This is a genomic window from Brachyspira catarrhinii (assembly GCF_005518285.1).
Lineage (GTDB): Bacteria > Spirochaetota > Brachyspiria > Brachyspirales > Brachyspiraceae > Brachyspira > Brachyspira catarrhinii.
This window is the reverse complement of record NZ_SJDU01000041.1, coordinates 1-11,057: the sequence shown is the minus strand read 5'-3', so window position 1 is coordinate 11,057 and position 11,057 is coordinate 1. Positions and strand designations below refer to the sequence as shown.

The window sequence follows — 11,057 nt, the reverse complement described above, 5'->3', positions numbered from 1 at the left end:
TGTATATAATATGACTTCTACAGGATCAGAGCCTCATGATTTTGAAATAACTTCAAAAGATATGGCGAATCTGTCGAAAGCCGATTTATTTATTTTCAATGGCGGAGGAATGGAGCATTGGGTTGATTCGGTTAAAGAAACTTTAAATATAAAATATGTCGATTCTTCGAGCAATATAAATAATCAAAATAATTTAGACCCTCATTTTTGGTTATCGCCGAAAAATGCAAAAATCCAAATGGAAAATATAAAAAACGGTTTAATAGAAATCGACTTTGAAAGTAAAGATTATTACGATTCTAATTATAATTTATACGCAAATCGTTTGGACGAACTCGATAATAAAATTAAAACTTCTTTATCGAATATAAAAAATAGAAATTTGGTTTTGACTCATCCAGCGTTCGGACATTTTTGTAAGGAATATTCTTTGAATCAAATCGCAATCGCAAGAGACGAAGCGGACCCAAAAGCGATGGCAAATATTATAACATTCATAAAAAATAATAATGTGAAAGCGATATTTTACGAAGAGTTTTCAAGTTCAAAATTGGTAGATTCCATAGCGAAAGAAACTCAAATTAAAATATTGACTTTGAATCCTATAGAATCTTTAATCGAAAAAGATATTGAAGCGGGAGAAGATTATTTTTCTATTATGGAAAAAAATCTTATATCTTTACTTGACGGACTTAATTAATGAATAATAATAAAATTATAGAATTCAATAAAGTTTATTTCGGTTATACTTCCGAATACATACTTAAAAATATAAGCTTTTCTGTAAACGAAGGAGATTTTGTTTCAATAATCGGCTCAAACGGAGCGGGCAAAAGCACGATTTTAAAATTAATTTTGGGAGAATTGAATCAAAATAAAGGCGAAATAAAAATTTTTGGAGACGATATAAAAAAATTTAATCGATTGTATTGTATCGGCTATTTGGAACAGAACGCTTATTATAAAGTCTTAAACTTTCCCGCGACTGTTTACGAAACCGTTATGTCGAATATGTTTTGCGATATTGGACTTTTTAAATTCCCAAATAAAAATTGTCGCGCTAAAGTTATCGAATCTCTTAGACTTTTAGGAATGGAAAAATATTCAAAACGGACAATTTCAAAACTTTCTGGAGGGCAGATTCAAAGAGTATTTTTAGCGAGAACTTTAGTTGCAAATCCAAAAATCCTTATTTTAGACGAACCGACAAACGGAGTCGATTCTGAAACTGTAGATATAATTTATAATATTTTAAGCGATTTAAATAAAAATAAAAACATATCCATAATAATGGTGACGCATGATATTGAAAAAGCTTCAAAAATTTCTTCAAAAATATTCTGCTTCGAGGAAGGAAATTTAATGGAACTCGACAAGGAACAGCTGGAATTGGAATTATCGCATAAACATAAACATCCGCATAGCAATAATAGCAATATTGGAGGAATCTAAAATGGAAATATTTCAATTCGATTTTATGCGAAGAGCTTTTTTAGTCGGAATAATTTTAGGCTTTATAATTCCATGCATCGGAGTAGTCATAGTATTAAAAAGATTATCTATGATTGGAGATGCAATCTCTCATACTTCGCTTGCGGGAATAACTTTCGGACTCGTTTTTAATATTAATCCGATTTTAGCTTCGGTAATTTTTTGCATTTTAGCCGCATTGTCTATAGAATATATACGAAAAAAAATCTCAAAATACGAAGAGATGTCAATAGCTATAATAATGTCATTAAGCGTAGGTTTGGCGGGACTAATGTCGGGCTTTGTGGCAAATAATGTCAATTTCAATAGTTTTTTATTCGGAAGCATCGTTGCGATAAGCGATTTTGAACTTAAACTAATTATTATAATAGGTTTAATTTCGATATTAACATTTATTTTGCTCTATAAAGAAATTTTTTATATAACTTTTAACGAAAGACTCGCGAGATTGTCGGGCGTTCCCGTTAGGAGAATAAATTTTATTTTTACAATTTTAACGGCGATTACGATTTCAATATCGGCAAGAACGGTTGGCGCTTTAATCGTCTCTTCAATGATTGTTATTCCCGTAGCCACATCTTTGCAGGTAGCGGGAAGTTATAAAAAAAACATAATATATTCCGTTTTGTTCAATTTATTATGGACGATCGCTGGAATATTTATTTCTTACTATTTCGGATTAAAACCAGGAGCCACAATAGTTTTGATAAGCATAATCGGTTTTTTGATTGTCGTTATATTGAAAGACGTTTTATCAAAAAATAATATATAATAAAGGCTAAATTTTTAAATAATATTTTAAACAATATTTAATATTTAAAGAATAATATTTTAATTTGTAAAGAGAGAATTTTATGATGTTTAATAATGAAAAAACTAAAAAAATTATTTATTTTCTTTCCGTATTGATTTTATCGGCGGTTGCGATTATTCCTTATCTCGCATATATGGGAATTCTATTTGATTTTGAATCCTATTACAAAGGAGAAGAATTTATACGGACAATGTTTACCAATTCTTTTGCTTTTCAAATATTTTATTTTTTCTGTTATTCGTTAATTTTTAATTTATATCCGCTAAATAAAAAAGTTATTTTGATGTCTTTTCTTTCGTTTCTTTTAATATTTTTAATTTGGCATTTTTTAAGTTATCTAATTCCAATAGATTTTTTATATTTGACAAACACAGAATTAAATATGCCGTGTTTTCAAATGCTTATAATTACAAATATATTTTTTTTGGTTATATTTTTTATTTTGGTATGTTTATCCTACAATAAATTTATAATAAACGACATTAAAAACATAAATAAATTTTTTACGCTAACGGGAAATACGATAATATTTTCTTTAATAATTTATTTTATATTATTTATTATTTGGATTTTATATATTCTATTATTGTCTATAATGAACAAAATTTTTGATTTTGAATTAAATGGCGATTTAGAAATGTTTTTATTTTTCAAAATTCCGATTATAATTTTTGTTTTTCTTTGTGGAGTTATTCCTTTTATTTCATATATTTTATTTTCAACATTTAAAAAAGAGGAATTATTTTGATTTTTTTATTTTTAGAATTTATCGCGTTGCTCGGACTTTTCTCTCCGTTGCTTCGTCCTTACGAAAATAAATTTATTTTTATAACTTATAATATTCTTCTCGTTTTAATTGCGGTTACATTATTTTTTATCTCTCCGAATTATAAATCTGGAGTTTTCACAAAAGCGATTTATTTGATAGCTCCGATTTTTTCCGCGTTATTTAATTTGGTAGTTTTAAGCGCAACGATATTTAGAATTATCGAATACAAAATAACTGCGACAAAAATAATTTTGCTTTTAACGAATATAACAATTTTTATTCATTTAATAATAATTTCCGTTTGCAATATAAAAACAATCATAAAATCTTTTAAATCCGAAGCATCTGCCGATATTGGAAACGATAAAACAGTTCTTTATATCTATGTTTACGGAATACTTGCGTTTGCAGTTTGTTTTATAATCCCGATTATTTTTAAGGTTGATTAAATAGAAATTTTATTCTATACTAAAAGCATGAAACTTGAAAATTTTTATTATACCGAAGAATATAAAAATCATTGGCTAAAATACGGCGGTTTATTTGACAAAAAATATTTTACCGAAGAAAAAGAAAATAAAATAAATAACGAATTTACTATTAAACATAAAAAATATTTCGGCAATATTCATAACAAAGATATAATCGGATATAAAAGAGAGATTTTTAATTTTGATAAGAAAATTTTTTATTATAAAAGCGATGACGCGAAAATTTTCAAAATCTTAAAACATAAAAATCAAAATAATTATTTTATATTCAATAGAGATTTATCTGGTTTTTCTATTTTGAATTTGGAAAACGATAAAGAAGAAATTAATTTTTATAATAATAAATTTATCGAAAATAAAGGAATATTGGTATTTGTGGATTTGGAGCATTATTTTATAGAAAACGGCAGAATTATTTTTTATGTTTTTTATCTTTCGGAAGAAAAAAATAACGCCTTCAAAAGAATATTCAGCTATTTAATATACGATTTTTCAAACCCGAACAAACTCGACAATAAAAATATAATTTTAACGGATGTCAGAGATATCGTATTAAAAAATTATAATAAAGAATTGGATTTTACTTATAAAACTTATTTCGATGGGAGCGATATAATCGTTGAAGATTTTAATAAAAAATACAAATTCATTCTTAAAGAAAAAGACTATATTTAAAGTTAGATAATAAATTTTTACTTATTGCAACAATAAAAATATATAATAAGAAATCGGAGCGGTTAATATCACGCTGTCGAATATATCGAAAATTCCGCCATGACCTGGAAATATTTTTGAAGAATCTTTAGTGTCATACATTCTCTTTATCAAACTCTCTCCCATATCTCCCAAAAAACTTGTAAGAATGAATATAGAAGTTAAAAGGACTATTTGACATAACGAAAAATTTGGAATATTTGCGCCAAGTAAATTAGTAAGATAATTTTTTGAATATAAATAATAATAAATCAAAATCAAAGGAATCGTTAATATAAACATTCCGATAAAACCTTCAACGCTTTTATTCGGTGAAGCGGTATTTGAAAGTTTATGTTTTCCCAATTTTCGCCCGATTACATAACCTCCCGTATCGCTTAACCACGCGCATAAAAATATAAAAACTATATAATATTTTCCGCTTGGCATAAATCTCATTAAAGATATATGCCAAATTCCAAGCCCGACATATATAAAGCAAAAAACCGCGGTTAATATCGCTCTTCCTTTTTCCTCGAATGAAGAAACATTAACCTTAAAAATATTTATCAAAAATAAAGCGGCTATCAAAGCGAAAACCATAATCAAAGACAAATCCATTGAAGGATTTTTTGTTTCAACTATTTTATATAAAGAAGAAAAATCGCCCGCAAAAACTTTAGTTCCGCAAATTGTTATAATATATCCCAAAACCATCGCAATCATTGTAGTTATTACAGTCCTTAAATTTTTTTGTCTATGCACTTTCGCCATATAAAAAATTTCAAGCGCGCTGAAAATTGAAATTGATAATATTAATAAATGGAATAAAAATATAACTTTGTCATAAAATAATATTACTATAAACAACGGCAAAGTTAAAACAACCGATATAAGCCTTTTCCTCATTATAAGCCCCCAAATTTTCTTACTCTATTTGAATATTCTTCTATAGAAATTTTGAAATCTTCTTTTGAAAAATCGGGCCACAATGTTTTTGTAAAATATAATTCGCTGTAGGACGCTTGATACATTAAAAAATTACTCAATCGTTTCTCTCCCGAAGTTCTTATAATAAAATCGGGGTCTGGAATATTTTTCGTATATAAATAATTGGAAATTAAATCTTCGTCAATATCTTCCATATTTATAATTTCTTCTTTTATGTCGGCGCATATATTTTTTATTGCGTTTTTAAGCTCATCTCTAAAACCGTAATTTAAAGCCAAAATAACCGTCAATACAGGATTTTTGCATTTTTCTGCGGTTTCATTTTCCGTTTCTTTAATAGTTTTTATCGTGTCTTTCGGAAAAGCTTCAATATCTCCAATATGTTTAACCAAAATATTATTCGATATTAATCTTTTAATTTCTTTTTTATAGAATTCTTTTAATAATTTGAAGAGAGCTTTTTTTTCTTCTTCGGGACGTTTCCAATTCTCCGTTGAAAAAGCGTATAAAGTCAAATACTTAATATTGAGTTCGCAGCAGGCTTCCACAATTTTTATCACATTTTCGCTTCCGCTTCTGTGTCCGTAACTTCTGCTTTTGTTATGAGCCTTCGCCCATCTTCCGTTGCCGTCCATTATTATAGCCACATGCTTTGGAATATTCTCGTTTATCATATAGTGTCTAATTCTTTTTCTTTAGCGCCAATCAATTCGTCTATTTTCTTTATAAAAGAGTCGGTTTCATTTTGTATTTTTTTCTCTTGATTTTTCGATTCGTCTTCCGTTATATTTTTATCTTTCAATTCTTTTTTTATTTTATCGTTTTCATCTCTTCGGATATTTCTAATCGATATTTTCGCCTCTTCTCCTCTATGTCTTACGCCTTTTTTGAGTTCTTCTCTTCTTTCTTTAGTAAGCTCGGGAACTACAATTCTAATATTTCCCGCTTCGTTGAAAGGATTGAATCCCAAATCGGATTTTAATATCGCTTTCTCTATATCGCCGATTAAACTTTTATCGAAAGGCTGAATCATAATAGTTTTAGCGTCTGGAGTCGATACATTGCCGACTTGTTTCAAAGGCATATTGCTTCCGTAGGCTTCGACTTTTATTCCGTCCAAAATAGAAGCGTTCGCTCTTCCCGTTCTTATTCCTTTTAAATCGTTTTGTAAACTATTAATAGTTTTTTCCATTCTTTCTTTATAAGATTCTTTTGACATAGACAATCCTTAAATTTTAAAATAAATTATGTTTATATAGATTATAATTCATTTACAAATAAAAGCAAATATTTTTTATTAGATTTATTATATAAATAATTATAATTTAGTTTAATAGGCTTTAAATTATATATAGTATATGTTATACTTTAATAAATTTATATTCAAATAAAAAATCTACAAAAGGCTTTTTATGTTTTTGGAAGAATGCGAAATAATAGAAAATATAAAAATCTCCGAAGATAAATATTTATTAAAATTAAAATCCGAAAAATCGTCCGAATATACGAAAGCTGGACAATTTTTTATGATTGAATGCGAAAAATATTTGAGGCGTCCAATAAGCGTTCATAATGCGGATAAAAATATTTTGGAATTCTACTATCAAGTCAAAGGCGAAGGAACAAAAAATTTATCCAAAATATCGGATATTGTAAATATACATGGACCTCTCGGGAACGGATTTGAAACAAATATAAAAAATAAAAATTTGCTTATAGTCGCGGGCGGAATGGGAATAGCGCCTTTCAAACTTTTAATAAATAAATTAAAAGAGAAAAATAATATTACTTTGATTTTTGGCGGAGCTAATGAAAAAGCGATAAAAATAATTGAATATTTCGACACAGAAAATATTAAACTTTATATAACCACCGATGACGGTTCTGTCGGAGATAAATGCAACTCTGTGGATAAAACTAAAGAATTATTGAAAGAAAATAATTTTGATTTGATTTATACCTGCGGTCCCGAAATTATGATGAAAGAAATAATAAAATTGGTTTTGAAAAAAAATATAAAATGTTTCGCTTCAATGGAAAGGAGAATGGCTTGCGGAGTCAACGCTTGTCTGGGATGCAATATAGAAGTATTTGATAATTTACAAAATTTGAAAGAAGAAAAAAAAATTAAGAACGCTAAAGTTTGCCATGACGGTCCCGTATTTGACGCGAAATATTTAGTAATATAAAATTAAAATAACTATGTCAAAATTAAGAATCAATTTTTTAGGAAAAGAATTAAAAAATCCCGTTATAACTTCTTCTGGTTGTTTTGGATTCGGAGAAGAATATAATAATTATTTCGATGTCGATAAACTCGGAGCCGTAAATTTAAAAGGAATTACATTGAAAAAAAGAGACGGAAATAAAGGGATAAGAATAGCCGAGACTCCTTCTGGCATGATTAATTCTATAGGTTTGGAAAATCCCGGAGTTGAATATTTTAGAGATAAAATAATCGGAAATCTAAAATATGAAACGCCGATAATTCTTAATATAAACGGAGAGAGCGAAGAAGAATATATTGCCGTTGCCGAAATTGCAAACGAAATTGAAAGAATAGATTTTATAGAATTAAATATATCCTGTCCAAATGTTAAAAACGGAGGAATGGCTTTCGGTATAAATTGCAAAACTGCGGAAAATTTAACTAAATCCGTCAAAAAAGTTTTAACTAAAAAACCTTTAATAGTAAAACTTTCTCCAAATGTTACCGATATAACGGAAATAGCAAAATCGGTTGAAAATGCGGGGGCAGATTCCGTTTCTTTAGTAAATACTTTTTTAGCGATGAAAATCGACATAAAAACTAAAAAACCTTTGCTTGGAAATATTTTCGGAGGACTGTCGGGAGGATGCATAATGCCGATAGCCGTTCGTATGGTTTATCAAGTATTCAATGCAGTGAAAATTCCAATAATAGGAATGGGCGGAATAGAAAACTATAATGACGCTTTGGAATTTATGATGGCGGGAGCTTCTTTAGTTTCAATCGGCTCGGGAATATTTTCAAATCCGATTCTTCCAATCGAGGTTATAAACGGAATTGAAAATTATATTAAAGAAAATAAAATAAAAGATATAAACGAATTAATAGGAATAGCGCATAAATAATTTAAAATGTTTGATAGGAGAATTTAAAATGTTAAACCCTAAAGAAAGATTAATCATAGCTTTGGATTTCAATTCTATGAACGAAGCGGTAAAACTTATAGACGAATTGGGAGACAACGCTGTATTTTATAAAGTGGGACTCGAACTTTTTTTATACACAAAAGGAGAGATAATAGAATATTTGGCGAGCAAAAACAAAAAAGTATTTTTAGATTTGAAATTTCATGATATACCGAATACTACCGCTATGGCTTCTTTATTTGCGGCAAAACAAAATATATTTATGTTTAATGTTCACACAAGCGGCGGTAAAAAAATGATGGAAAAAACCGTAGAAGAAATAAAAAAACTTAATAAAAATAATTTGGTAATAGGAGTGACAATATTAACGAGTTTGTCCGAAAACGATATAAAAAACATGTTTAATTCAAATTTGGCTCTTAAAGACCTTGCGGTAAATTGGGCGAAATTAGGAAAAGAAGCGGGATTAAACGGCGTGGTTTGTTCTCCGAGAGAAGCGAATATTATAAAAAAAGAATGCGGAGAATCTTTTATAACCGTATGTCCTGGAGTTCGTCCAAAATGGGCTGAAAGCAATGACCAAGAGAGAATAATGACTCCTAAAGAAGCGATGGAAAACGGATGCGATTATATTGTAATCGGAAGACCGATAACTAAAAGCGAGGACAGAGTCAAAGCCTGCAAAATGATTATAGAAGAGATAGCCGAAGGAATTGAAAATAATAAAAATTTAAAATCGCAACTTATAGCCGAAGCATTGCTTGAAACGAACGCAGTGCAATTAAATATTAAGAATCCTTTTACTTTTGTGTCGGGGATAAAGAGTCCGATTTATTGCGACAACAGATATATAATCGGTTTTCCAAAATATAGAAAAATTATTATTGACGCTTTTGTCGACATATTGAAAAATAAAGATTTCGATATAATCGGAGGAACTGCAACCGCGGGAATTCCTTGGGCTTCGTTTATCGCTTACGAATTAGATAAACCTTTATGCTATATAAGAGGCGAAAAAAAAGAACATGGCAAAGGAAAACAAATCGAAGGAGCGGAATGCAAAGGCAAAAAATTAATATTGATAGAAGATTTAATTTCCACAGGAACAAGTTCGATTAAGGCTTTTGAATCGGCTAAAGAAGAAGGAGCGATTGGACTTGAAATAATATCCATATTCTCTTACGAATTTGAAAAGGCAAGTAAAAATTTTGAAGAGGCAAAAATAAAATTCTCTTCGTTATCAAATTTTTCAACTTTAATGAAAATAGCGAAAGACAAAAAATTTATAAGCGAGGAAGATTTTAAAATAGCGATAGAATGGAATAAAAATCCAGAACAATGGAAAATTAATTAACCGTTATCGCTTCGTCAAATCTAAAGTCTATTCTATAAGTCGCGCTCGCTTGCTCCCTAACCGTTTTTAATATTGCGGCAAGTTCAATAAATTTTGAAGCCTTAACATATTTCTCCAAAATAACCTGAACGGGATAGCCTCTCGGATAAAGTATCAAATCGTTTCCAAAAGCGTTTATTTCTGAAATTAAATTATAAATATCTTTATTATTTTTTTTAACCTCATAAATTACCGAAACAAAATATTGAGCGTAATCGTTTTCAATTTTTGTATTAGTCGGGTTAATAGTCAAGCCCGTAATATAAGGAACATCGTAATTATATATAATGTCGTTTTTTATAATGTAGCCTTCGTCCGTAATTTCGTATATTCCCGTTTCGGATTCGAGCAAAAATAAAGTTTCTTTTTCTTTTAAGTTTATTATAAGCAAATCGGGAAAAGAGAGTTTTATATTTTCCACTTCAAGCCTTATATTTTTTTCAATCTCGTTTTTTATTTCTTTTTTAGGAATATTAAAAAAACTTCGATTATTGTATTTTGAAAGTTCAGCTTCTTCTATTATATCGATTGGATTCAAAAAATTTAATCCTCTCAATTCCACTCTCAAAACTTTCGCTTTATTTATTATTATTACAAAAATGCAAATAAGAATCAAACCCAAAAAAGATATAAACATTTTTTTTAAAATATCTTTTTGTTTTTTGGACATTTGATTTTTTCTTAATTTTTTTCTGAGTTTGCTTTCGTTAAATTGATTTTTGAATTTATTATTTTTCATTTTTATTACAATTTATTATTTACTTTTAATTTACTTCGCATCCCGCTTCAAAATCTTTTTCCGCTTTCATTATGGATAAAGTTTTTCCGTTGTCTGCAAGCAAAAGCATTCCATGAGACATTATTCCTCTGAATTTTTTAGGTTTCAAGTTAGCCAAATAAAGAACGGTTTTTCCAATCATATCTTCCGCTTTATAATATTCTGCAATCGAAGAAATGACTACTCTTTGTTCGCCCGCTCCTATATCGACTACGAATTTAATAAGTTTGTCCGCGTTTTCGACTTTTTCCGCGAATATTATTTTTGCGGTTAATAATTCCAATTTTTCAAATTCTTCTTTTTCTATATTCGGTTTATGTTTATCGTCTTTTGGAGGATTAATTTCTTTTTTATTTTCTTTCGGTTTTATTCCTATCTCTTCTTCTATATCGTATCTTTTGAATAAAGCTTCGCCTCTTTCGATTTTTATTCCCGCATTCAAAGAACCCCATTTTTTAGCGTCTTCCAAAGGCACGGAATCTGAAAGTCCAAGTCTGTTAAAAACTTTTTTTGGAGTTTCAACGAAAAATATTTGCCAATAA

General features: G+C 28.7%; 13 protein-coding genes and 1 pseudogene. 9 read left to right on the top strand and 5 right to left on the bottom strand.

What is annotated here, in order from left to right; all coding sequences use genetic code 11:
* From EZH24_RS02860 to EZH24_RS02835, 6 genes are all read left to right on the top strand, one after another.
* Positions 1-700: metal ABC transporter substrate-binding protein (locus EZH24_RS02860; protein WP_137997623.1), on the top strand; the 700-nt coding region annotated here is incomplete at its 5' end.
* Positions 700-1,452 (top strand): metal ABC transporter ATP-binding protein, encoded by a 753-nt coding sequence (locus EZH24_RS02855; protein ID WP_137997622.1) that lies wholly within the window; start codon positions 700-702, stop codon positions 1,450-1,452. The genes EZH24_RS02860 and EZH24_RS02855, both read left to right, overlap by 1 nt.
* Position 1,453: 1 nt before the next feature.
* The gene (locus tag EZH24_RS02850) at positions 1,454-2,263 is read left to right on the top strand and encodes a metal ABC transporter permease (protein ID WP_137997621.1); all 810 of its coding nucleotides are present in this window, start codon (positions 1,454-1,456) and stop codon (positions 2,261-2,263) included.
* A gap of 82 nt (positions 2,264-2,345) precedes the next feature.
* Positions 2,346-3,053: a hypothetical protein gene (locus tag EZH24_RS02845; RefSeq protein WP_137997620.1), complete on the top strand. Its 708-nt coding sequence runs from the start codon at positions 2,346-2,348 to the stop codon at positions 3,051-3,053.
* A complete protein-coding gene (locus EZH24_RS02840) occupies positions 3,050-3,523 on the top strand; it encodes a hypothetical protein (RefSeq protein ID WP_137997619.1) in 474 nt (157 codons plus the stop codon). Before EZH24_RS02845 ends, EZH24_RS02840 begins: the two co-directional genes overlap by 4 nt.
* 27 nt (positions 3,524-3,550) lie before the next feature.
* Positions 3,551-4,240 (top strand): hypothetical protein, encoded by a 690-nt coding sequence (locus EZH24_RS02835; protein WP_137997618.1) that lies wholly within the window; start codon positions 3,551-3,553, stop codon positions 4,238-4,240.
* 21 nt (positions 4,241-4,261) lie between these two features.
* Here the strand turns inward: EZH24_RS02835 and EZH24_RS02830 are convergent, their stop codons facing one another.
* From EZH24_RS02830 to frr, 3 genes are read right to left on the bottom strand one after another with little or no spacing between them, the layout of a single operon-like run.
* Positions 4,262-5,167: a phosphatidate cytidylyltransferase gene (locus EZH24_RS02830; RefSeq protein WP_137997617.1), complete on the bottom strand. Its 906-nt coding sequence runs from the start codon at positions 5,165-5,167 to the stop codon at positions 4,262-4,264.
* Entirely contained in the window at positions 5,167-5,883 is a 717-nt protein-coding gene (locus EZH24_RS02825; RefSeq protein ID WP_137997616.1) for an isoprenyl transferase, read from the bottom strand. Before EZH24_RS02825 ends, EZH24_RS02830 begins: the two co-directional genes overlap by 1 nt.
* Positions 5,880-6,428, bottom strand: a complete 549-nt coding sequence (gene frr, locus EZH24_RS02820; protein WP_137997615.1) for a ribosome recycling factor — start codon at positions 6,426-6,428, stop codon at positions 5,880-5,882. Before frr ends, EZH24_RS02825 begins: the two co-directional genes overlap by 4 nt.
* Positions 6,429-6,621: 193 nt before the next feature.
* Between frr and EZH24_RS02815 the strand changes: the two genes are divergently transcribed.
* The 3 genes from EZH24_RS02815 to pyrF are packed head-to-tail and all read left to right on the top strand — an operon-like array spanning position 6,622 to position 9,698.
* The gene (locus tag EZH24_RS02815; RefSeq protein ID WP_137997614.1) at positions 6,622-7,398 is read left to right on the top strand and encodes a dihydroorotate dehydrogenase electron transfer subunit; all 777 of its coding nucleotides are present in this window, start codon (positions 6,622-6,624) and stop codon (positions 7,396-7,398) included.
* A 13-nt stretch (positions 7,399-7,411) separates the two neighbouring features.
* On the top strand, positions 7,412-8,323 hold the full coding sequence (locus EZH24_RS02810; protein WP_137997613.1) for a dihydroorotate dehydrogenase: 912 nt from the start codon (positions 7,412-7,414) through the stop codon (positions 8,321-8,323).
* A gap of 28 nt (positions 8,324-8,351) precedes the next feature.
* On the top strand, positions 8,352-9,698 hold the full coding sequence (gene pyrF / locus EZH24_RS02805; RefSeq protein ID WP_137997612.1) for an orotidine-5'-phosphate decarboxylase: 1,347 nt from the start codon (positions 8,352-8,354) through the stop codon (positions 9,696-9,698).
* On the opposite strand, the gene EZH24_RS02800 is transcribed toward pyrF, so the two are convergent.
* A complete protein-coding gene (locus EZH24_RS02800) occupies positions 9,691-10,476 on the bottom strand; it encodes a cell division protein FtsQ/DivIB (RefSeq protein ID WP_137997611.1) in 786 nt (261 codons plus the stop codon). The genes pyrF and EZH24_RS02800 overlap by 8 nt on opposite strands.
* A 25-nt stretch (positions 10,477-10,501) precedes the next feature.
* Positions 10,502-11,057 (bottom strand): annotated as a pseudogene (locus tag EZH24_RS02795) (methionine--tRNA ligase); the annotation flags it as partial.

Excerpts from the sequence above, each read along its gene's own strand:
- EZH24_RS02800 (WP_137997611.1), bottom strand. The coding sequence starts at position 10,476 with ATGAAAAATAATAAATTCAAAAATCAATTTAACGAAAGCAAACTCAGA.
- EZH24_RS02810 (WP_137997613.1), top strand. The coding sequence starts at position 7,412 with ATGTCAAAATTAAGAATCAATTTTTTAGGAAAAGAATTAAAAAATCCC.
- EZH24_RS02830 (WP_137997617.1), bottom strand. The coding sequence starts at position 5,167 with ATGAGGAAAAGGCTTATATCGGTTGTTTTAACTTTGCCGTTGTTTATA.
- EZH24_RS02845 (WP_137997620.1), top strand. The coding sequence starts at position 2,346 with ATGATGTTTAATAATGAAAAAACTAAAAAAATTATTTATTTTCTTTCC.
- pyrF (WP_137997612.1), top strand. The coding sequence starts at position 8,352 with ATGTTAAACCCTAAAGAAAGATTAATCATAGCTTTGGATTTCAATTCT.
- EZH24_RS02825 (WP_137997616.1), bottom strand. The coding sequence starts at position 5,883 with ATGATAAACGAGAATATTCCAAAGCATGTGGCTATAATAATGGACGGC.
- EZH24_RS02835 (WP_137997618.1), top strand. The coding sequence starts at position 3,551 with ATGAAACTTGAAAATTTTTATTATACCGAAGAATATAAAAATCATTGG.
- EZH24_RS02855 (WP_137997622.1), top strand. The coding sequence starts at position 700 with ATGAATAATAATAAAATTATAGAATTCAATAAAGTTTATTTCGGTTAT.
- EZH24_RS02815 (WP_137997614.1), top strand. The coding sequence starts at position 6,622 with ATGTTTTTGGAAGAATGCGAAATAATAGAAAATATAAAAATCTCCGAA.
- frr (WP_137997615.1), bottom strand. The coding sequence starts at position 6,428 with ATGTCAAAAGAATCTTATAAAGAAAGAATGGAAAAAACTATTAATAGT.
- EZH24_RS02850 (WP_137997621.1), top strand. The coding sequence starts at position 1,454 with ATGGAAATATTTCAATTCGATTTTATGCGAAGAGCTTTTTTAGTCGGA.